29 protein-coding genes, 1 tRNA gene and 1 pseudogene are annotated in these 20,074 nt (G+C 67.2%); 21 read left to right on the top strand and 10 right to left on the bottom strand.

Going from position 1 to position 20,074, the window contains the following annotated elements; all coding sequences use genetic code 11:
- Nucleotides 1-2 precede the first annotated feature (2 nt).
- Both AC3A84_RS17460 and AC3A84_RS17465 read left to right on the top strand, forming a co-directional pair.
- Nucleotides 3-269 (top strand): BrnT family toxin, encoded by a 267-nt coding sequence (locus AC3A84_RS17460; protein ID WP_487971302.1) that lies wholly within the window; start codon nucleotides 3-5, stop codon nucleotides 267-269.
- On the top strand, nucleotides 256-546 hold the full coding sequence (locus AC3A84_RS17465) for a BrnA antitoxin family protein (RefSeq protein ID WP_487971303.1): 291 nt from the start codon (nucleotides 256-258) through the stop codon (nucleotides 544-546). Before AC3A84_RS17460 ends, AC3A84_RS17465 begins: the two co-directional genes overlap by 14 nt.
- A gap of 12 nt (nucleotides 547-558) precedes the next feature.
- Here AC3A84_RS17465 and AC3A84_RS17470 read toward each other — a convergent pair whose 3' ends face one another.
- The 3 genes from AC3A84_RS17470 to AC3A84_RS17480 are packed head-to-tail and all read right to left on the bottom strand — an operon-like array spanning nucleotide 559 to nucleotide 2,287.
- On the bottom strand, nucleotides 559-1,014 hold the full coding sequence (locus tag AC3A84_RS17470; RefSeq protein ID WP_487971304.1) for a thermonuclease family protein: 456 nt from the start codon (nucleotides 1,012-1,014) through the stop codon (nucleotides 559-561).
- Nucleotides 1,015-1,022: 8 nt separating this feature from the next.
- Entirely contained in the window at nucleotides 1,023-1,538 is a 516-nt protein-coding gene (locus AC3A84_RS17475; protein ID WP_487971305.1) for a hypothetical protein, read from the bottom strand.
- A gap of 44 nt (nucleotides 1,539-1,582) precedes the next feature.
- Nucleotides 1,583-2,287, bottom strand: a complete 705-nt coding sequence (locus AC3A84_RS17480; protein ID WP_487971306.1) for an XRE family transcriptional regulator — start codon at nucleotides 2,285-2,287, stop codon at nucleotides 1,583-1,585.
- A gap of 113 nt (nucleotides 2,288-2,400) precedes the next feature.
- On the opposite strand from AC3A84_RS17480, the gene AC3A84_RS17485 reads away from it, so the two are divergent.
- From AC3A84_RS17485 to AC3A84_RS17570, 18 genes and pseudogenes are all read left to right on the top strand, one after another.
- Nucleotides 2,401-2,607, top strand: a complete 207-nt coding sequence (locus AC3A84_RS17485) for a hypothetical protein (protein ID WP_487971307.1) — start codon at nucleotides 2,401-2,403, stop codon at nucleotides 2,605-2,607.
- 224 nt (nucleotides 2,608-2,831) lie between these two features.
- Entirely contained in the window at nucleotides 2,832-3,119 is a 288-nt protein-coding gene (locus AC3A84_RS17490) for a hypothetical protein (RefSeq protein ID WP_487971308.1), read from the top strand.
- Between the two features lie 65 nt (nucleotides 3,120-3,184).
- Nucleotides 3,185-3,877: an Ogr/Delta-like zinc finger protein gene (locus tag AC3A84_RS17495; RefSeq protein ID WP_487971309.1), complete on the top strand. Its 693-nt coding sequence runs from the start codon at nucleotides 3,185-3,187 to the stop codon at nucleotides 3,875-3,877.
- 120 nt (nucleotides 3,878-3,997) lie between these two features.
- On the top strand, nucleotides 3,998-4,420 hold the full coding sequence (locus AC3A84_RS17500; RefSeq protein ID WP_487971310.1) for a hypothetical protein: 423 nt from the start codon (nucleotides 3,998-4,000) through the stop codon (nucleotides 4,418-4,420).
- A complete protein-coding gene (locus AC3A84_RS17505; protein ID WP_487971311.1) occupies nucleotides 4,411-4,575 on the top strand; it encodes a hypothetical protein in 165 nt (54 codons plus the stop codon). The genes AC3A84_RS17500 and AC3A84_RS17505 overlap by 10 nt, the downstream gene beginning before the upstream one ends.
- Entirely contained in the window at nucleotides 4,572-4,736 is a 165-nt protein-coding gene (locus AC3A84_RS17510) for a hypothetical protein (RefSeq protein ID WP_487971312.1), read from the top strand. The genes AC3A84_RS17505 and AC3A84_RS17510 overlap by 4 nt, the downstream gene beginning before the upstream one ends.
- Nucleotides 4,737-4,756: 20 nt before the next feature.
- Entirely contained in the window at nucleotides 4,757-5,161 is a 405-nt protein-coding gene (locus tag AC3A84_RS17515) for a hypothetical protein (protein ID WP_487971313.1), read from the top strand.
- Nucleotides 5,162-5,164: 3 nt separating this feature from the next.
- Nucleotides 5,165-7,117, top strand: coding sequence for a replication endonuclease (locus AC3A84_RS17520; protein ID WP_487971314.1), 1,953 nt, complete (start codon nucleotides 5,165-5,167; stop codon nucleotides 7,115-7,117).
- Nucleotides 7,114-7,380 carry a hypothetical protein gene (locus AC3A84_RS17525; protein ID WP_487971315.1) on the top strand — a complete coding sequence of 89 codons (267 nt, stop codon included), beginning with the start codon at nucleotides 7,114-7,116 and terminating at the stop codon, nucleotides 7,378-7,380. The genes AC3A84_RS17520 and AC3A84_RS17525 overlap by 4 nt, the downstream gene beginning before the upstream one ends.
- A gap of 4 nt (nucleotides 7,381-7,384) precedes the next feature.
- Entirely contained in the window at nucleotides 7,385-7,603 is a 219-nt protein-coding gene (locus tag AC3A84_RS17530) for a hypothetical protein (RefSeq protein WP_487971316.1), read from the top strand.
- Between the two features lie 30 nt (nucleotides 7,604-7,633).
- Nucleotides 7,634-7,843, top strand: coding sequence for a hypothetical protein (locus AC3A84_RS17535; RefSeq protein ID WP_487971317.1), 210 nt, complete (start codon nucleotides 7,634-7,636; stop codon nucleotides 7,841-7,843).
- 3 nt (nucleotides 7,844-7,846) lie between these two features.
- Nucleotides 7,847-8,053 (top strand): hypothetical protein, encoded by a 207-nt coding sequence (locus tag AC3A84_RS17540; RefSeq protein WP_487971318.1) that lies wholly within the window; start codon nucleotides 7,847-7,849, stop codon nucleotides 8,051-8,053.
- Between the two features lie 10 nt (nucleotides 8,054-8,063).
- Entirely contained in the window at nucleotides 8,064-8,588 is a 525-nt protein-coding gene (locus AC3A84_RS17545; protein WP_487971319.1) for a hypothetical protein, read from the top strand.
- Complete coding sequence (locus AC3A84_RS17550; protein WP_487971320.1) at nucleotides 8,588-9,394, top strand: DNA-methyltransferase; 807 nt, start codon at nucleotides 8,588-8,590, stop codon at nucleotides 9,392-9,394. Before AC3A84_RS17545 ends, AC3A84_RS17550 begins: the two co-directional genes overlap by 1 nt.
- Before the next feature lie 40 nt (nucleotides 9,395-9,434).
- A pseudogene (locus tag AC3A84_RS17555) lies at nucleotides 9,435-9,899 on the top strand (DNA cytosine methyltransferase); the annotation flags it as partial.
- A gap of 22 nt (nucleotides 9,900-9,921) precedes the next feature.
- Nucleotides 9,922-10,887: a hypothetical protein gene (locus AC3A84_RS17560; RefSeq protein ID WP_487971506.1), complete on the top strand. Its 966-nt coding sequence runs from the start codon at nucleotides 9,922-9,924 to the stop codon at nucleotides 10,885-10,887.
- A complete protein-coding gene (locus AC3A84_RS17565) occupies nucleotides 10,884-11,768 on the top strand; it encodes a DUF4406 domain-containing protein (RefSeq protein ID WP_487971321.1) in 885 nt (294 codons plus the stop codon). The genes AC3A84_RS17560 and AC3A84_RS17565 overlap by 4 nt, the downstream gene beginning before the upstream one ends.
- Before the next feature lie 326 nt (nucleotides 11,769-12,094).
- A complete protein-coding gene (locus AC3A84_RS17570) occupies nucleotides 12,095-12,292 on the top strand; it encodes a helix-turn-helix transcriptional regulator (protein WP_487971322.1) in 198 nt (65 codons plus the stop codon).
- Here the strand turns inward: AC3A84_RS17570 and AC3A84_RS17575 are convergent.
- The 4 genes from AC3A84_RS17575 to AC3A84_RS17590 all read right to left on the bottom strand — a co-directional run bounded on the left by AC3A84_RS17575 (nucleotide 12,268) and on the right by AC3A84_RS17590 (nucleotide 16,080).
- The gene (locus tag AC3A84_RS17575) at nucleotides 12,268-13,464 is read right to left on the bottom strand and encodes a tyrosine-type recombinase/integrase (protein ID WP_487971323.1); all 1,197 of its coding nucleotides are present in this window, start codon (nucleotides 13,462-13,464) and stop codon (nucleotides 12,268-12,270) included. The genes AC3A84_RS17570 and AC3A84_RS17575 overlap by 25 nt on opposite strands.
- 187 nt (nucleotides 13,465-13,651) lie before the next feature.
- Nucleotides 13,652-13,741, bottom strand: a tRNA-Ser gene (locus tag AC3A84_RS17580).
- A gap of 33 nt (nucleotides 13,742-13,774) precedes the next feature.
- Complete coding sequence (gene serS / locus AC3A84_RS17585) at nucleotides 13,775-15,091, bottom strand: serine--tRNA ligase (protein WP_487971324.1); 1,317 nt, start codon at nucleotides 15,089-15,091, stop codon at nucleotides 13,775-13,777.
- Nucleotides 15,092-15,138: 47 nt separating this feature from the next.
- Nucleotides 15,139-16,080, bottom strand: coding sequence for a threonine/serine dehydratase (locus AC3A84_RS17590; RefSeq protein WP_487971325.1), 942 nt, complete (start codon nucleotides 16,078-16,080; stop codon nucleotides 15,139-15,141).
- A 218-nt stretch (nucleotides 16,081-16,298) separates the two neighbouring features.
- Between AC3A84_RS17590 and AC3A84_RS17595 the strand changes: the two genes are divergently transcribed.
- Nucleotides 16,299-16,985: a CBS domain-containing protein gene (locus tag AC3A84_RS17595; protein ID WP_487971326.1), complete on the top strand. Its 687-nt coding sequence runs from the start codon at nucleotides 16,299-16,301 to the stop codon at nucleotides 16,983-16,985.
- A gap of 45 nt (nucleotides 16,986-17,030) precedes the next feature.
- Here the strand turns inward: AC3A84_RS17595 and AC3A84_RS17600 are convergent, their stop codons facing one another.
- The 3 genes from AC3A84_RS17600 to AC3A84_RS17610 all read right to left on the bottom strand — a co-directional run bounded on the left by AC3A84_RS17600 (nucleotide 17,031) and on the right by AC3A84_RS17610 (nucleotide 20,061).
- Entirely contained in the window at nucleotides 17,031-18,386 is a 1,356-nt protein-coding gene (locus tag AC3A84_RS17600) for a hemolysin family protein (RefSeq protein ID WP_487971327.1), read from the bottom strand.
- Between the two features lie 183 nt (nucleotides 18,387-18,569).
- On the bottom strand, nucleotides 18,570-19,568 hold the full coding sequence (gene ispH / locus AC3A84_RS17605; protein WP_487971328.1) for a 4-hydroxy-3-methylbut-2-enyl diphosphate reductase: 999 nt from the start codon (nucleotides 19,566-19,568) through the stop codon (nucleotides 18,570-18,572).
- A gap of 4 nt (nucleotides 19,569-19,572) precedes the next feature.
- Complete coding sequence (locus AC3A84_RS17610) at nucleotides 19,573-20,061, bottom strand: FKBP-type peptidyl-prolyl cis-trans isomerase (RefSeq protein ID WP_487971329.1); 489 nt, start codon at nucleotides 20,059-20,061, stop codon at nucleotides 19,573-19,575.
- Nucleotides 20,062-20,074: the final 13 nt, after the last annotated feature.

Here is a 20,074-nt window from a genome sequence, read left to right on the forward strand (position 1 = left end):
CCATGCGCATCGAATTCGACACCGCCAAGGATGAACTCAACAAAGACAAGCATGGTGTTTCGCTGGCCTTGGCGGAACGCATCGAATGGGCTGATGTGCTTTGTGCCCCCGACGTGCGGCGCGACTATGGCGAGGTGCGAGAAATCGGCTTCGCCGTGATCGAGCGCCGGCTGTACATGGTGGTGTTCGTGCAGCGCGGCGATGCCATGCGCATCATCAGCCTGCGCAAGGCCAATACACGCGAAGTGAGGTTGTATGACGCGATCTAAAAAGCTCGGGCTGCTCATGCCCACGGCGGCCGAAGATGCCGCCATCGAGGCCGGCATCGCCGCCGACCCCGACACCATGGAAATCACTGCCGCCGACGTGGCACGCATGCAGGTGCGAGGCCGTGGGCGCCCCCGCCTGGCCGCGACCAAGGTGCCGGTGACCATGCGCCTGGATGCCGACGTGCTGGAGAAAATGAAGAGCACCGGCGAAGGCTGGCAGACGCGAGTGAATAACCTGCTGCGCGAGGCCGTGGAAAAGGGCAAATTGGCCGCGTAATCGCGGCGGCGGCTACCTGGGCACAGCCGCAGGCCGTCGCGCCTGTCGGCGCCAGTCCCATGGCGGCACTGCATCCGCATCGGCCCACAAGCCAGCGCCGGCCGCACGGGCGCGCCGCTGCAGGTCATAGAGCGGCGCATCCTGCGGCGTCGCATAGCGGTCATACACCCACGCCATGCCGGCAGCCACCTGAGCGCGCCCGGCGTCCTGGCCCGCGCATGCGACATCGGCCACCGTGCGCCCGTAGCGGTCCCTGGCGCGCGGGTGGATCACCGCCTCGCGCTGGTGGCAGAGCACCGCCAGATGCTGACGACTGGCACGGCCGAAAGGCTGGCGCGACTCGGGCGCATCGATGGCCGCCAGCCGCACGGTGATCTGCTGGTACGCGCCCGGATCGCCGCAGCGCGCCTTGAGGGTGTCGCCGTCAGTGATGCCAACGACAAGGCAAAGCAGTGTGGATGCAAGCAAGCTGCGGCCTACGCCCCGCCCATTGGCTTGCCGATGCTCGCGCAGTGCGAACTGGCTACGTCCACCAATTCGCCTATGTCTTCGCGCAGGCCTGGCACGGTCGTGCTCGGCGCCCAAATGTCGTCGCGGCGCAGCCACCCGCGCGCCTCTGGGTTGCGGCTACCGATCAACTGGTAGCGCTTGCCGCCAGCCTCAAGCGTGAGGTGGTTTGCATCCTCACAATGAACGACTACCTGCGACACCGTAAGCGGCCAAGGTTTTTGGAGATCGGCCGCAGTCAGCGTGCCAGGCGTAGGATTGACTTGGGAAGCAACGGTCGTGACGGGGCTTGATGGAATGAGCATCAGCAGGCCAATCAACGCCGGCGGAATAGGTGCCAGCCACGCCACAAGGAACATGCGCAGGCGTGTGGGCGGCCTACCGTCTTTGGTATTGATAGCGCTGGGCTTGATGAAACCCACCACGCCTATCGTGAAGAACACCACCGCCAGAAGCACGAACGCCCATCCGATAAAAGAAACCATGCCATCCCCTTGTTGCGGGCTCTACGCCCTGTTCTAACCTGGCGTCAAAAACGGCGCCCGTTCCATCCATACACCACCCGTCCGCAAATCCGCACCGGCTGCGAACCGTCGAGCACGTCCACCGTCCGAACGCTGGGGTTGTCGCTGCTGACGACATGCGCGCCGTCCATGCGCCGCGTCACGCGCTTGATGAACAGCTGGCCGTTGGCCTGCAGCACATAGACGCCATCGATGTCGGCAACCTTGGCGTCTGTGTCCACGATGGCGAAATCGCCGGATGCGAGGGTCTCTCCCATGCTGTCGCCGTAGGCATGGACCATGCGCAGCGCCTCAGGCCGGCTGCGCGGCAGGTGTCGGCTCAACCACTGGCGTGACACGGGCACGTCGCCCAGGATCACGTCATCGGGCATGAGTTCATTGCCCGGCCCCATGCTGCCGACAGCGTTCAAGAGAGGGATGTGGATGGAGTCAGCATCGTTGATCGGCGTCGGTGCGGACACGGGTCGAGCCGGAGCAGAACGGCGGCCAGTGATGATGTATTGAACGTCAAGCCCGAGTTCCTGCACATCGGCGAAAAATTCGGCTTTAGGGGAGGTTCGGCCTGCCTCCCAACTACTGACGGTTCGAACGGGCCAATCCCCATACCGGCCGTAATCTGCCTGCTTGAGTCCAAGACGCTCACGCTCCTCCCTCATCCTCAAGCCAATTTCCGCCCTCAAGGCGTTTTCCTGCTGGTTTTTTTCGTCCATATGTAATTTTTTGCTTGTGACCGGCAAAAAAATGCCGCACAATCCAGCGCATAAGGTAAACACGCCATCTAACACGATGGTACACGCCGCCATTTGCGCGGGGAGGCTTGGCTATGGCTTACGAAAACAGGGAAGAACACGCCCGCGTGTTCCGTCACACCGTCCGGTTCAAGCGCGCCGACCAGCAGCTGCTGGAAGTGCTGGCCGACCGCCTGGGCATGCAGAAAGCCACGCTGATCGAGAGCATGACCATGCAGGCCGCTGAAAAGGCACTGCAGGAACTTGGCTTGCAGGCGCTGCCCGCCCAGGCAGGCCGCTAAAGAGCGCAAGGCCCCATGCCCGATGCACACGAAAGACACCCAGGTGGATGTTTCCGCCCCGCTGGAAAGCCGCCTGGAGCTGCTGCGCCAGCACTACCAGCTGCCCAGCACCACGGCAGTGATCGAGCTGCTGATTAGCAGGCAGCTGGAGCGCGTCGTTCACGGAATGACGGGCAAACGGCCCGGCCCCCGGCTGGCCATCGACAACACGAAGGAATCCACCCATGCACAACGCGAACCACTCCAGCAGCAGCTTCCAGGCCCTGGTGCAGAAGAACCGGGCGGCCGGGCGATTGGCCGCCCCCGTTGAAGCGCAGCTGAAGCCCAAGATGCAGCAGACCGGCATGCGCCTGTGGCCCGAAGAACTGGCCGAGGCCGTGCAGCTGGCCCAGGCCGAAGAGCGCAGCGCGGCCAGCTTCATGCGCCGCGTGTACCTGCGCGGCCTGGAGGCCTACCGCGCCGAACACGGCCTGCCGCCCGCGGCCGAAGCGCAAGGCGCCCGCAGCAATTAGCCGCTGTTGAGCCGCTCAATAGCACCCGCACGCCCAGCCCGCACCCCACACAGGAAGCCCCGGACATGATGCACACCACGGCCGAACGCGAAGCGCTGCACGCCGCCGCGCAAGACCCGCACGCCTACATGCGGATCACCATTGCCTGCCCGCACTGCCGCAGCCGGGCCAAGGCCGTGCATAGCGTGGAGGTGTCGCCCACGCTGCGCGAGATAACCTACCAGTGCGCCAACTGGCGCTGCGGCCATGTGTACGTGGCCGGCCTGGAGGTGGCGCGCACCCTGGTGGCCAGCGCCACGCCGTCGCCCGCCGTGCGCCTGCCCATGAGCCGCTTTGCGCGGCGCGAGCAGCTGGCCTTCGACATGGCATCGGACCCCGAGGCCGACTACGCCGCCAACCTGCACCAACCCATGAGCGATTGGGGCGCGGTGACGGCAGCTTGCCGCGCCAGCAGCCACGCGCCGGCCGACCGCTACATGAGGATCACCACCACCTGCCCGCACTGCCGCCAGCGGGCGGTGGCCATCGATAGCCGCGAGATGAGCCGCACCATGCGCGAAATCACCTACCGCTGCAGCAACTGGCGCTGCGGCCATGTGTACGTGTCGGCGCTGGAGGTGCTGCGCACGGTGTCGCTCAGTTCAATGCCCGCCATGGATGTGGCCTTGCCCCTGGATGCCGGCGTGCGCCGCGAGCGCCTGGCGCTGCAGCTGGCACGGGCCGACACGGCCCGCAGCGGGGCGGCCATCACGACCTAGCTTTCCCCCCTGGAGCCGCTCAATAGCAGCGGCGCCCTACCCCATCCCACCCCCTGATTTTTGCAAGGCGGAAACGCCAGGCAGGGGGTTGCTTTGCCCGAAGAAACCGGAGGTTTGCCCATGTCGTCACGTTCCACCACCCGGCGCGATGAAGCGCCAAAGCCGCTAGGCGCACAGCTGCTGGCCTATGAGCATGCCCGCCACGCGGATCGGCTGGCCGGCATCAAGCGCATGGCCGCCCGGCTGGCGCTGCTGGATGCGTTCATGCCGGCCATCGCTGCAGCAGGCATCGTGCTGAATCTGGATGAGGTGCGGGACTGGGGCAGCAAGGCGATCTACCTGGGCTCCGGCGTCCTCGACCGCACGCGCAATGTCAAGCTGGCCAACGTGCTGATGGCCGCCGGCATGCGCGTGGACGTGCGCAAGGAATACGACTACGGCGACAGGGATTTGCGGCTGGAACTGGTGAAGGGCCGCCTGCGCGTGTCGATCAACATCGATGGCCGCGCCAAGCACCTGCTGGAGGTGCCGGCATGCGCGTGATGGCTTTCCGCATCGCCCTGCTGTCCATCGCGCTGGGCGTGGCCGGCATGGCGGCCGATGCCGCGCCGCTGGTGTGGCTGTCTCTGGCGCTGGGCTGCGTGGGCCTGGGCGCGTTCGCGGCAGCGCTGGCCGGCCCCGAAGGGAGCGGCCGGTGAACACCTACGCCATCACCTACCGCACGCCCGAAGGGCTGCGCATGCGCCCCGTGCAGGCCGCCAGTATGGCTGCAGCATGGGCTTGCGCCTTCGACGTGATCGAGGCCATGGGCGTGCCCGTGGCGGGCTTCGGCCTGCGCCGCGTGGGGGCCGCTGCGTGAATATGCGATTGCCCGAGGCCGTGCAATCCGCATTGGATGCCGAGCCACTGCCGCCAACATCGCAGCCGTTGCGGATGGTGTGCCTGAACTGCGCCAAGGTGATGGACCGGCCGGACAACAAGACGGCGCCGGCCCAGGGCGACGTGCTGACGCACCTCATGCAGCTGCGCGATGAACTCACGCGCAAGGCGAGCTTCGGCCGATTCGCGGATGCGGCGGCGTGCGAATGGCGCTCGCTGCCGCGCAGCTGGCGCGAAGATTTGCTGGTGCTGGCCGGCGTGGGCGAAAACATGGACGCGCTGCAGCAACTGGCCGGCCGGGATTGGCACGAAATCCCACCGCCCGAGCGCATGCGTATCAGCGGAGTGGTGCGCAGCGCCAAGCGCCACATCACGGGCTTGGTGGCCCTGGCGGCGAGGGTCTGAGCCATGGCGACGATTCCGCGCAAGCTGCCCAACGCGAGCCTCGCCGATTGGGAGAAAAACAAGCCGACGCCGCACATGGCGCGCACGCACATGGAGCGCGTCATCAAGTGCGCGCCAGCGGGCTGGCAGGCTGCAATCCGCGGGCGTTTCGATGTCGCCACGCCACCTATAGCGGCGGCGGGCATGTCGGCGGAAGAGTACCTGCGCCAGCCGCCCGAGTGGGCGAAGGCGTGGGACTTGCTGCAGGCCATCGCGGAGTTTGAAGACAGCTACGGCGCGGCCAGCCTCTGGAATCTGGATGACTACGATATTTGCGCCATGGCCAAACGGCTGGCGGCCGAGGCTGACGAGTTGGACGCGCTCGCCATGGGCCGTGGCGACGCGCTGGCAGCGCGGGTGCAGTCCATTCGCATGCTGGTGCGCTGCGTGGGCATCACCGAAGACAAGCCCATCGAGGGCCTGCCCAGCATCTTGCGGGCGCAGGATGCGGCATGGTGGCGCCGCCGGCTGCGCGTGCATGTGGCCCGCGTGGTGGAGGCTGGCGCCGTGGGGCTCGGGCTCGTACACAAGGGCCGCGGAGGGTACGTCAGCGAAGACGGCCTGCAGCGCCGGCAAGCGCAGCTGCAGCGCAATGCCGAGGCACTGAGCCGCACGCTGTATCGCAATGAGGCCGGGCAGGTGTACACGCTGGCCGAGCTGGCCACGCTGGGCACCGCGAACCCCATCATCCGCGGCGGCGAGCTGATGACGCGCATACGCGGCGCCGAGGAATACGCGGATGCGCGCGGGCATGTGGGCCTGTTCCTGACGCTCACGCTGCCCAGCCGCTTCCACCCGGTCAAGCTGGGCAGTGGCGGGCGGCCCATCCCCAATAAGAAATACGGCGGTGCCACGCCGCGCGACGGCCAGATGTGGCTGCGCGACAAGTGGGCCAAGACGCGCGCGGCCCTGGCCCGTGCGGGCGTGCGGATGTACGGGCTGCGCGTGGCCGAGCCGCACCACGATGCCACGCCGCACTGGCATGCCTTGATCTGGACCGAGGACGAAGAAGGCGCGCAGGACGTGGAAGAAATGCTGCGCCGCTACTGGCTGAGCGACGACGGCGACGAACGCGGCGCGCGTGAGAACCGCATCAATATCAAGCGCATGGTGAAGGGCGGCGCGGCCGGCTACGTGGCGAAGTACATCGCCAAGAGCGTGGGCCATGTGGCTCTGGCCGAGCACATGGACGTGGTGCAGGGCCAGCAGATTGCCCTGGACCTGGGGCCAACCGATGCGCGCGACGTGCGCGAGCCCGCCGCCGGCCACCGCCGCGTGGACGCCTGGGCCGCTACCTGGGGCATCCGGCAATTTCAGGCCATCGGCATGCCCAGCGTGACGGTATGGCGCGAGCTGCGCCGCGTGTCCTCCGACCAGCTGGAACTGTTCCAGCGCGAGGGCGACCGCGACACGGTGCGGGCATTCAGCGCATGCCACCGCAGCGGCACCATGCGCGCGGACTGGCGAATCTTCATGGAGGCCATGGGCGGCCACGCGCTGCCGCGCAAGTGCTGGCACCTGCGGCCCGTGCATCGTCACGTGGAGGCGGGCCAGGTCAACAAATACAGCGAAGAGGTGACGGTGGGCCGCATGGTGGGCCTGCAGCCGCAGCGCGGGCGCATGTGCGGCCGGTGGCTGGTGAGCCGCCGCATTGCCTGGGCGCCCGTGCTGGATGAGGCCACGCAAGCGCAGAGCGCCGGCAAGGGCCGGGACAGCGCCGCCTTGGCGGCGCCTTGGACTGGTTTCAATAACTGTACGGCCCGCCTGGACGGCGCGCTCTCGCAGGCCGTTCTGGCCCCCCGCGACCACGATCCAGCCGAGTGGCTGACCCCTGATGTGGTCGATTTCTTCAAAAACCTGCGGCCCGCCGAGCGGCTGGTGACTGCAGATGACGCTGCTGACGGGTGGGACTGGTGACAACGCGCCCCACTCCACGCACCACGGCCCGCCAGGCCGGCCGCGGCATGGGCGATTCGGCCGAACCGCTGCGCCGCGAAGTACTGCTGGCTTCCCGCCGCCGCTGCGACGACATGCACGACGGCCCCGAAGCCCGCGACGCCATGCAGCGCGACGTGCTGGCCACGCCCGCCGAGCTGCTGCCCGACCTGCTGGGCGCCTTTTCCATCGAGCGCATCGACCGTGCGCTCTTGCTTATCCCCACCACCGAACCAAAGGAGTGACGCCATGCCCGCCACAAGAACCGAGCCACGCGTGCATTGCTGGCAACGCCAGCGCCAGGGCGACTACACGCCGGCCGCCGGCACCACGCCCGAGCACCTGCGCGCCGTGTTCGACGCCGAACGCGAACGCCTGGCCAGCGCCGCCAAGCCGCGCCGCAAGCGCCGCGCACCGGCCGCGCCCGCTGCCGACACCCAGCAGGCCCAGCTGCAGCTGGTGGCCTGACCCCCTACCCCACCCATCACGAAGGAAACCATGCGAACCCATCACACCATCCAGCGGCAGCACAGCTACCGCGCCACCCTGGTGCCGAACGGCATCCACCCCGCCGACGTGGAAGACCTGGCAGACGCAGGCCTGCTGCCCACCCTGCGCCTGAAAGCCGCCAACGCCACCCAGGCCGAGGCCGGCGCCCACATCACCAGCGGCAAGGCCGTGCTGCGCGTAGAGCGCGTGGAGGCCTGAGCCATGACGAAGCCGAAAGCCGCCAACGCCCTCGCCCACCCCATCGAGCCCGCGAAGTGGGCCGGCATCCGCGAAGCCGAGCGCATCAGCTACGACGTGGCGCAGCCCATCCGCACGAACTGGAAGAGCGCGCCCACCTATTCCGGCGCCGAACTGCAGCACCGCAGCGCCGGCACGCACCGCCGCACGCTGACCAACTGCCCCCGCTGAAAGCCTCACCATGAAAACCACCAAGAAGACGAAGCGCCGCCACGGCCGGCCCGCACGGTCCCGCCAGCAGCTGGCGCAGTGCGGCGCCGTGGGCGTTGCCGTGGCGCGCGAAGAGATGCGGCGCCACATGCTGGACTTCTCCATCAGCCTGTTCCTGCGCGATGACGGCGCCGACGCTGCCGACCTGCTGCCCAATCTGGCCTGGGTGCTGGCCATCGGTTCGGAGATCGCCGCAGAGAAGTCCTTCGGCTCGCCCGAAGCGCGCAGCATCCACGCCGCGCTGCGCACCGTCATTCACATGAGCATGACGGGCCACCGCTGGCAGGCCGCCCAGGCGCCGGTGCTGCAAGCCGCCGCCACCGCAGCACACGCCCTGCTGTCGGCCAACCCCGTGCAGCCGGTGCCGCGCCGCGACGACGCGGACTGGATCGCCAGCCGCGTGCAGGCCGGCATTGCCACGTTGGCCGACGTGGCCGGGCCGGAACTTTATCAACGCCCGCTATGCCCGGCCGGTGCAGTGGAGGGCCAAGCCTGATGCACTCGAAAGAATTCATCAAGCCCGCCCCCTGGACGCTGGCACATGGCGACTGCATGTCGATGCTGATGCAGATGCCGGATGCGTGCGTCGATGCCGTCATCACGGACCCGCCCTATAGCAGCGGTGGCTTCTCCCGCGACGACAAGATGAAGGCGCCGGAAGACAAGTATCAACAGGGCGGATTCGCCCACAAGTACCCCACCTTCGGCGGCGACTCGCGCGACCAGCGCAGCTACATGACGTGGTGCGCGATGTGGATCGCGGAATGCGTGCGCGTGCTCAAGCCTGGCGGCTACTTCATGGCCTTCACCGACTGGCGGCAGTTGCCCGTGATGACCGATGCCGTGCAAGTTGGCGGCGTGTTCTGGCGCGGGCTGGTGGCCTGGGACAAGGGGCGCGGATCGCGCGCCCCGCACAAGGGCTACTTCCGCCATCAGTGCGAATACGTGGTGTGGGGCACGAAGGGGGCGGCGGTCATGCTGGAACACGACGGCCCGTTCGACGGTTGCCTGCAGATACCCGTGCGCCAGGCGGACAAGCACCACATGACGGGCAAGCCCACCGCGCTGATGTGCGAGCTGGTGCGCCCCGTGGTCTCGGGCGGCATCGTGCTGGACCCGTTCGCCGGCAGCGGCACCACGGGCGTGGCGGCGGTGATGACCGGCCGCCGCTTCATCGGCGCCGAGCGCGAGGCGGCCTACGTGAACATCGCACGGGAACGCCTCAAGACCGCCGAAGAGACGACTCGCACGCTAGGCGCGGCGGTACCGGCCCTGGCCGTGCAGATGGAAATGGTGAACTGATGTGGCTCTACATTCCATCGAAATATGCGCCGGCGTCGGCATGCTCGGTGAAGGCGTCCGCGCCGGATTCCAGCTACTCGGAACCGAGCACCGCACCGTTTGCTACGTGGAGCGGGAAGCCCCTGCAGCCGCGCAGCTTGCCCGCCTTATGGAAGCGGGAGCCCTTGATCCGGCGCCTATCTGGTCTGACTTGCTCACCTTCGACGGCGCAGCGTGGCGTGGATGCGTGGACGGCCTCATTGCGGGCTTCCCGTGCCAGGACATCAGCATTGCCGGAAAGCGCGCTGGGCTGGACGGAAAGCGCTCTGGCCTGTTCTTCGACATCCTCGACATCGCAGACGCTTGCGGTGCGTGGTTCCTCGTTCTGGAGAACGTCAGCGCCATCGCTACTGCCACCGCCACCGCTGTGGACGAAACCGAAGGCACGCTTGAAGAGCGCGCCGCCGCCCGAGTCGTGGGAGAACTGGCCGACCGCGGGTGGGACGCGGAATGGATCACTCTTTCCGCGTCCGACGTGGGCGCCAGCCATGGGCGCGCACGGTGGTTCTGCCTCGCATGGCGGCGAGTGGCTGACACCGAATGTCCCGAACGGTGGGCGCTGTGTCTCGCCGGAACTGGTAGCCGCCAAGGGACGCACCAGCTCGGGCGAGAAACGCACGGTAGGCCTGGAATCGCAGGCGAGGTATTGGCCAACGCCGGACACCGGCCACGAACGCATCAACCGCTCGAGATCACCGGGCGCGGCAGACAGGCCCACGATTGCACTGGCGGCCAAGCTCTGGGCCAGTCCGACAGCCCACGATGGCCGCCGGCCGGGCGCGGACTTGCATTCAACCCAGGGCGCCAACCTGAACCGGGATGCAGCCATGTGGATGACGCCCAGCGTGTCGAACAGCCAGGGAAACGAATACACGCGCGATCGAGGGATACCGGGACAGGAGCGGCTGACGCTGACGGGGCAGGCGCAGCACTGGCCGACACCGCGGGCGACGGATGGCACGAAGGGTGGCCCGAATCAGGCAGGCAGCAAGGGCGACTTGATGCTGCCCAGCGCGGCAGCGCAGTGGCCTACGCCGATGGCGATGGACGCCGAGCAAAGCGGATCGCCGAAGGCCTCAATGATGACTCTGGACCGCGCCAGCAAGCAGTGGCCAACCCCAGCCAGCCGGGACTACCGAACCCCGAACAGCCAAGCCAGCCAGGCCAGCCGCAACCACACGGGCGGCGAACAGCTGCCGAACTTCGTGGAACACCACTTTTCGCACCCGGTCCTCTCGACCCTCGATGGCCGGGAGTTATCGCCCACCGCCCGGACCTTGCCCCGGCGGTTGAACCCGGCGTTCGGATGCTGGCTGATGGGATGGCCTATCTGGTGGACGAATCCCGCGCTCACCAGCTGCGCCAGGTCGGAAATGGAGTCGTATCGCTGCAGGCTGCAGTGGCACTTGTCGAACTTGTGCGGCGCGCTGCCGCTTGAACTGGAAGAAGAATGAAGAAGCGTATCTACGTCGCCGGCCCGATGACGGGCCACAAGGATCTGAACTTCCCCGCGTTCCACGCCGCTGCCAGTGCGCTGCGTGCCCAGGGTCATCACGTCGAGAACCCGGCAGAAATCAACGCCGACCCGAACGCGCAGTGGCTGGACTGCATGCGGATGGACATTGCCCGGCTTGTCACCTGCGATGCGGTGTGCATGCTGCCGGGCTGGGAAGCGTCGCGCGGCGCGCGGCTGGAGCACACCATTGCCGTCGGCCTGGGCCTGGAGGTCATGCATGCGCCTAAAGCCGGATGGAGACGGAAAACGGTGGTCAAGTGCGTTCCTCGTCGGGGCAATGACGTGATCCTTGCGGAAGGATGGCAACTCAAATGCGGCGCTGTGCTGCACCGATCAATACTTGGACTGGCGAGCGCAAGGTTTGGCCGCTTTTGCCAAGAACAATGGACGGTCACGGATCGGGTGACTGGATTGGCGATAGCGAGAGGATGGGGAATGGCCGGGGCCGTGGCCGCGTACCGTGAAACGGTCCGCCGCTATGGTTCTTCGTGGGAAAGCGTGCTGGCGGAAAAAAGAAAAGAACACGGACCGGAAGCCGGCCTGGACCTGGAAATGATCCGCGCTGGTGTGCAAGTTTTCCCGATGGTGGGCGATGAAGATGAGTCCGACATGGGGAACTGGCAAGACGGTGCCACCAAGCCAGCAGAGGACGGAACCTACTTGCGCGAGTTCGATGAAGGCCAAGGCACCAGCGAGTTCTACAAAGGTCGGTGGCTGCGCGATGGATTCTTCCCATCGGACATCCAGAATGCGCGCTGGCGCGGCCGCGTAGCTCCTGCTGCTGCAGTGAACGCGCCGAGCGTGGAAGGGGGTGCGTGATGCTCACTCTGCAGCAGCTTGTTGACGGCGCGGTGGAACTCGCAAACCCCGACAGCACATGCCACAACGGGAGAATGTGGCAGTCAGTAGGCGGTCGCTCTTGCCCTATCGGCTGGTTTGACTGTTCGCAGACCGTCTATGTGGATGTGAAGACTGGCGCATACGATTACGGCGAACGCGGTGGCCCTGGCGCAGCAGACTGTGCTGCGCATTGTCCGCACGGTCGAGAGATTCCGCCGCCGGCCGAAGACGAGTCACCACCCAGGACCATCCGCGAAGGGGCGGCATACGGGCTGTGTGAGTAGGGGCGGCGCATGAAGCAACTCATGTTCAACAAGGCGCAGCTGCTGGAAGAACTGGACATTGTGGAGAACACGCTGCGCGCCCTCATCGAGCAGCGCGGCTTCCCCCGGCCGCGCAAGATGGGGGCGAAACTGTTCTGGCTGATAGCCGAGGTTTCCGAGTGGCTGCAGTCGTGCCCCAGGGCCTGGGGCGAAGATCAAGGCACGGGCGGCGCCGCGTAGTCGGCCCACTCTTGCATGATGGTGGCGCGCTTTTCCAGCATGTCGCCCCGCCGGTAGGCGGCTTCGGTTTTCGTGTCGATGGTGTGAGCAAGGCACAGCTCCACCGCGTCACGCGGGTGGTTCGTAGTCTCGCCCGCCCAATCCCGGAATGTGGAGCGGAAGCCGTGGGGCACGGCATCCAGCTTGTGCCGGCGCATCAGCGTGGTGAAAGCCATGTCCGACAGCGCGCCGGCCCGGTTCGATGGAAAGACATGCGCCACACCATCGCGCCGCGGCTGGGCCTTGAGCAAGGCCAGGGCCTGACGGGAAAGGGGCACGCGGTGCTCCTTTTTCGCCTTCATCCGGCTGGGCGGCACCGTCCATAGCGCTGCGTCTAAATCCACCTCATCCCAGACCATGCCGCGCACTTCACCGGACCGCGCCGCCACAAGCACCAAGAACCGCAATGCCCGCGCGCTCTGGCCGTCGATGCTGGCCAGCCGTCGATAAACGTCGGGCAGCTCGGCGAACGGCACGGCCGGGTGATGCGTGACGGGCGCAACCTTGTTCGGGTCGGCGAGGATGTGTTCCAGCTGCCCACGCCATCGGGCCGGGTTCGTGCCAGTCCGGTGCCCGTGGGCCGTGGCCCAGTCAAGGATCTGTTCGATGCGACCGCGTAGCCGTGTGGCGGTTTCCGTTTTTGTCTTCCAGATGGGCGTCAGCGCGCGCAGCACCATCCGCTGGTCAATCTCAGACACGGGCACCTTGCCGAACTTCGGCGATGCGTAGGTGGCCAGTGTGCTGCGCCACTGCTGCGCGTGCTTGAGGTTGCGCCAAGTGGTTTCGTGCTCGCGGATGAATGACTCGGCCGCCTCATCGAAGGCCAGCATTTGCGCAGCTGCCAAGCGCTCGGCCTCGCGCCGCTTGGCGCGGTCCACCTGCGGGTCGGTGCCGGCATCGCGTAACGCCATGGCCGCGCGCGCAGCGTCACGGGCGGCGGCCAGGGACACCGCCGGATAGCTGCCCAGGCTCATGCGGCGACGCGCGCGCATGAACACATACCGCAGCACCCACATGCGCGTGCCACCTTCCACGCGCAGATAAAGCCCCGTGGCACCGCCCACGGCGTGCGAGCCCTCCAGCCGTAGGCGGGAGACTTCGAGGGCCGTCATTTCCATGATCCGCTTAGGCATGGGCGAATTTGTAGGCCATCAGGTAGGCCAAAAAACTTTGAATTAAGGGTGATGAGCGGCTGATAGTCCGCTGAATGAATGCTGTATATAACGCCAGCAAACACAGCGTAACATATTGATTTATATAGGTCAACGCCCTGGAAACGGACGAAAAAAAACGCCCGCATGGGGCGTTTCTTTTGCTTTTTGGCGGAGAGGGTGGGATTCGAACCCACGGTAGTGTTGCCACTACGCCTGATTTCGAGTCAGGTACATTCGACCACTCTGCCACCTCTCCTGTGTGTCGAAGCCTGCGAGTATAGCAAGGTTTTCAGGCAGTGAGCAGGGCCACTCCGCCCATGTAGGGGCGCAGCACCTCCGGCACGACCACGCTGCCGTCGGCCTGCTGGTAGTTCTCGAGCACGGCGACCAGGGTGCGGCCCACGGCCAGGCCCGAGCCGTTCAGGGTGTGCAGCAGCTCGTTCTTGCCCTGCGCGTTCTTGAAGCGGGCCTGCAGGCGGCGCGACTGGAAGGCTTCGCAGTTGCTGATGGAGCTGATCTCGCGGTAGGTGTTCTGGGCGGGCAGCCAGACCTCCAGATCGTAGGTCTTGGCGGCGCCGAATCCCATGTCGCCGGCGCACAGCAGCATGACGCGGTACGGCAGGCCGAGCTTTTGCAGGATGGTTTCGGCGTGCCGGGTCATCTCTTCCAGCGCGTCGTAGCTCTTGTCGGGGTGGACGATCTGCACCATCTCGACCTTGTCGAACTGGTGCTGGCGGATCATGCCGCGCGTGTCGCGGCCGTAGCTGCCGGCTTCGGAGCGGAAGCACGGCGTGTGCGCAGTGAGCTTGATGGGCAGTTCCGCCTCGGGCACGACCACTTCGCGCACGAAGTTGGTCAGCGGCACTTCGCTGGTCGGAATAAGGTAGAGCGCGGCGTTGTCGGGCACGGGTTCGCCCTCCTGCCCGCCCTTCTTGGCGGCGAATAAGTCGCCTTCGAACTTGGGCAGCTGGCCCGTTCCCTTGAGCGAGTCGGCGTTCACGGCGTAGGGCACGTAGCACTCGGTGTAGCCGTGTTCCTGGGTCTGCACGTCCAGCATGAATTGCGCGAGGGCGCGGTGCAGCCGGGCGATGCTGCCCTTCATGACGGTGAAGCGCGAGCCCGAGAGCTTCACGCCCATGTCGAAGTCCAGGCCCAGGGGCGTGCCGATGTCCACATGGTCCTTGGCCTCGAAGGCGAAGCTGGGCGGCGTGCCCCAGCGGCGCACTTCCACGTTGCCGGTCTCATCGCTGCCTTCGGGCACCGAGGCGTGCGGCAGGTTGGGCACGGCCACCAGCATGGCCTGCAGTTCGGCCTGGATCTGTTCGAGCCGGGCGGCGGATTGTTCCAGCTCGATCTTGGACGCGGCCACCTGGGCCTTGGCGGCTTCGGCGCCGTCCTTGTCGCCCCGGCTCATCAGCATGCCGATCTGCTTGGAGAGCTGGTTGCGCTGCGCCTGCAGCTCTTCGGTGCGGGTCTGCAGCGTCTTGCGCTCGGACTCCAGCGCCTGGAAGGCCTCCACGTTCAGGAATGCCTGCGGCTTTTTGCGGGTTTCCAGCCGGGCGATGGCGGAGTCGAGGTCTTTGCGGAGAAGGAGGATGTCGAGCATAGGCGGCGATTTTAGAACGCGCTCACGATCTCCCAGGGGGTGCGAACTCAGGCGACGCCGGCGGGATCGCAGTTGGCGCCGCACAGGATGAGCGCCACGGTTTCACCCTCGCGTGGCCGGTAGGCGCCGCTCTGCAGCGCCGCGAGGCCCAACGCAGCGGCCGGCTCCACAGCCAGCTTGAGTTCGCGCCAGAGCCACTGCTGGGCGGCGCGGATGGCATCGTCAGTGAGCAGCAGGCTGTCGTGCACGTGCTGCTGGGCCACCTGCCAGGCGATGTCGCCGATGCGGCGTGCGCCCAGCGAGTCGGCCGCGATGCCGCCCACCTCCACATCGACCGGCCGGCCCGCCGCTCGGGCGCTGTGCAGCGTGGGCGCGCGCTCGGGCTCCAGCGCGACGACGTGGGCGCGGCTGTTCACCCAGGCGGCCACCCCGGCAATCAGGCCACCGCCGCCCACGCTGACGAGCAGCGTGTCGGGCAGGCGGCCGGCCTGGGTTTCCATCTCCTGCGCCAGCGCGCCGGCGCCGGCCACCACCTCGGGCTGGTCGTAGGCGTGCGTCAGCAGCGCGCCAGTGGCCTGCTGGCGCTCCAGGCAGGCCTGCAGCGCTTCGGAATACGCGGCGCCACGCACCATCACCTCGGCGCCCAGCTGGCGCAGGCGGGCCCGCTTGGCCTCGGGCGAGACCTCGGGCACGAAGACCTCGCAGCGCACGCCCAGCGCGCGGGCGGCCGCCGCCGTGGCGATGCCGGCATTGCCGCCAGAGGCGATGATGACGCCGCTCTCCGGCAGGGGGTTGGCGAGCAGCCGGTTCATCATGCCGCGCGCCTTGAAGCTGCCTCCCGTCTGCAGTTGCTCGAGCTTCAGCCAGACCTGCGCGCAGGGCACGCCCAGGGCGGCGCCGCTCAACTGCGCGAGGGGCGTGGCGCGCAGAAAGCCGGGGCGGGAAGCGAGCCGCTGGCTGGCGGCGGCGATGGCGGAACGATCGATCATGGGTTCAGGCATCCACGAAGGGAATGGGAAGAAGGGGAGGAAGAGGAAAAGGGCAAGCCCTGCAGTCTAGGGCGCCTGCACCGCCTGCCGCACCAAGGCCGCCCCGTTCACACAAGCGGATACACAGCCGCCCTGCGCCGGCAAGCACGGGCGCCGATAACAATGGCGACGGAGCGCCTGCGGTGCGGGCCCTGATTCGCTGAAGGGGAGATCGGTCCATGTTCTACGTGTTCGGCCCGTTGGGCCAGGTGTACCGGGGCGGCCCGGAAAAGCTCGCGCAGGTGGCGCCCGTGCGGCGCGTGCTGCGCCCGCAGGCCCTGCGCACGCGCGAGCAGGACGGCGACGCGCCGGTGTTCCACGCGCCGCCCTCGACGGCCACTCCGCCCCCGGCCCCTGCCACGCCGCCGGTGGGCATGCTGGCGCAGGCGGTGGCCGCCTACGCGCAGACGGAACAAGGCCCGCAGGAGCCGCGGCAGCCCCTGTCGCGGGTCAAGGACGTGATGAGCGAGGGCGCGGTGACGGTGCGGCCCGACGTGCGCGTGAACGATGCCTGGCAGACGCTGGCCGAGCACCAGGTGGCGCAGGCGCCGGTGGTGGATGAGCGCGGCCAGGTGGTGGGCCTGCTGCTGCGTGCCGACATGGCGCCGCTGGACCTGCTGCCCGAGCCCGGTGCCGTAAAGGATGCCATCGCGCTGGCGCGCCGGCCGGTGCAGGACGTGATGATCAGCCCCATCCCGACCGTCTCGGACGAGACCGAGCTGCGCCGCGTGGCGGGCGTATTGCTGGAGACGGGCCTTCCGGGCCTGCCGGTGACCGACGAGCGCGGGCAGCTCATCGGTTTTATCTCACGCACCGACATCCTGAAGGCCGTGGCGGCGGACCCGCCGCTGGATCTCTGGAGCTGAGGGCACCGCGCCGGCCCTGTGCGGCCGTCCTCTCTTTCCTGCCCCTCAGTGCGCCAGGGGAAGAGAGTTCTCTGCGATGTCCACCTCGGGGAGCGGGCTGGCGAGGACCTTGTCGATGGTCTTGCCGTCCATGTCCACCACCTCGAACTGCCAGCCTTCCCACTGCACGGTGTCGGTCACCTTCGGCAGCTTGCCGGTGAGCAGCATGACCATGCCGCTCAGCGTGTGGTAGCGGCCCCGGTCTTCTTCGGGCACGGAAGCGAGGTCCAGGCGGTCCTTCAGCTCGGGCACGGGGATGTGGCCGTCCAGCAGCCAGCTGCCGTCTTCGCGCTGCACGGCCCAGGAGGTCTCGGGGTCGCGGGCGTGGAATTCGCCGGTGATGGCCTCGATCAGGTCCTGCAGCGTGACGATGCCCTGCACCTCGCCGTATTCGTCGATGACGAAGGCCATGTGCAGGTCGGACTGGCGGAAGTTGTCCAGCAGTTCCATGCCGGTGATGGTCTCGGGCACGTAGAGCGCCGTCTGCAGCGGCTGGCGCGCCAGGTCGCGGCCGTTCGTCTCGGCATCGCCCACCAGCACGCCGTGGCCTTCGCGCAGCGTGCGCGAGAGCCACTGGCGCGCGTTCAGCACGCCCAGGATGTTCTCCATGCCGCCGCGCACCACGGGGAAACGGGCGTGGTCGGATTCCTCGATGCGGCGCAGGTTTTCCTCGAAAGGCTCTTCGACGTCGAGGTAGGCCACATCGGCGCGCGGCACCATCAGCGAGCCGATCTGGCGGTCGTCCAGCCGGAACACGTTGCGCACCATCTCGTGCTCGTGCGATTCGATCACGCCGGCGCTGGTGCCTTCGGCCAGCACGGCGTGGATCTCAGCCTCGGTCACGGCGCTGGCGCCGTTGTCCTTGACGCCCAGCAGGCTCAGCAGCCCCTGGGTGGAGGCCGACAGCAGCCGCACGAAGGGCTTGGTGGCCAGGGCCAGCCAGTTGATGGGGCGGGCGACCAGACGGGCCAGCGATTCGGGGTAGCTCTGGCCCAGGCGCTTGGGCACCAGTTCGCCCACCACGATGGAGAAGTAGGTGATGACCATCACGACCACGCCGGTGGCCGTGTAGCCGGCAGCCTTGTCGTGCATGCCCATGGCCCGCAGCCATTCGCCGAGCGGCTCGGCCAGGGCCGCCTCGCCGACGATGCCGTTGAGCACTCCGATGGAGGTAATGCCGATCTGGATGGTGGAGAGGAATCGGGTGGGGTCTTCACCCAGCTTCATGGCGGCGACTGCGCCGCTGTCGCCCTCATCTGCCAGCTTCTGCAGCCGCGCCTTGCGCGCCGAGACCAGTGCCAGCTCCGACATGGCAAACAGGCCATTGAGGAGGATGAGGGCGAAAAGTATTGCTATTTCCATAAAGGGGAAGCGAGATGCTTCCTCGGAGTCGAACAGGCCTGGATTGTAGGAAATCCGATGGCGGCCAGGGCTATGGCTGCCCGGGCCCCATCGGCGCCCAGGAGATTCTCGCGCCCCTGCTCAAACCCAATGCAGCTGCAGCACCCTGAAATCAAGGACATGCAGCTATCAAAAGAGTAGCAATCAATAGGCCGAAGGGCCGGTCTCGGGGTTGCGCACGCTGATTTCCAGTCCGGTCGCCGCGTCGATCTTCAGGCCCTTGGGCAGTGGGAACTTGATGGTTTCCTCGATGCCGTCCATCTTGCGAACCGACACGGCACCCAACGCCTTGATACGGTCGATCACATCGCGCACCAGAATTTCCGGGGCCGAAGCGCCCGCCGTGAGGCCCACGCGGGCCACCCCGTCGAACCACTCGGGCAGCAGCTCCGACGCGCCATCCACCATGTAGGCCGTAGTGCCCAGGCGCGCAGCGAGTTCGCGCAGCCGGTTGCTATTGGAGCTGGTGGGGCTGCCCACCACGATCACCAGATCAACCTGCCCGCTCAGCAGCTTGACCGCGTCCTGCCGGTTCTGCGTGGCATAGCAGATGTCCTGCTGCTTGGGCTCGCGCACCTTCGGAAAGCGGGCGCGCACGGCGGCGGTGATCTCGGCCGCGTCGTCCACGCTCAGCGTGGTCTGCGTGACCACGGCCAATTTCTCGGTTTGCGCGGGCTGAACGCGCTGCACATCGGCCACGTCTTCCACCAGGTGGATACCGTGGTCCAGCTGGCCCATGGTGCCTTCCACCTCGGGATGGCCCTTGTGGCCGATCATGATGAATTCGTAGCCCTCGCGTGCCAGCTTGGCGACCTCGACGTGGACCTTGGTCACCAGCGGGCAGGTGGCGTCGAAGATGGAAAAGCCGCGCGCCTTCGCCTCTTCCTGCACCGCGCGGCTCACGCCGTGGGCGCTGAAGACCAGCGTGGCACCGGGCGGCACATCGGAGAGCTCTTCGATGAAGATCGCGCCCTTGGCCTTGAGGTCGTTCACGACATAGGTGTTGTGCACGATCTCGTGGCGCACGTAGATGGGCGCGCCGAACTTCTGCAGCGCGCGTTCCACGATCTCGATGGCGCGGTCCACGCCGGCGCAGAAGCCCCGCGGCTCGGCGAGGATGATTTCCTGAAGCGACTCGGCCATGGCGTCAGAGCACCCCGATGAGTTCGACCTCGAAGGTCACCGGCTGGCCGGCCAGCGGGTGGTTGAAGTCGAAGCGCACAGCGCCGTCGGCACGCGCTTCCAGCACCACGCCGGCATAGCTGCCCAGGCCATCGGGCGTGGGGAACTGCACCACGTCGCCCACGGTATAGCGCTCGTCGGGATCACCCAGCTCGGCCAGCAGCCTGGCGGCCACCCACTGCTGCATCTCGGGGTTGCGCTCGCCGAAGGCCTCGCCGGCGGGCAGCTCGAAGGTGGCGCGCGAGCCCTCGGCCAGGCCGATCAGGCGCTGCTCCATGGCCGGCGAGAGTTCGCCCGCGCCCAGAGACAGCGTGGCGGGCTGGCCGCCGAAGGTGTTGATCACATCGCCCGCGGGGCCGGCCAGGCGGTAATGCAGTGTGAGGAACGAGCCCTCCTGCACGGTGGGGGCAACGGATGCGTCGGCGCGGGCGGAATCGGGGGCGGCAAAGGTCATGAAATGGGGTCTC

The sequence above is a fragment of the Paracidovorax sp. genome, assembly GCF_057642795.1.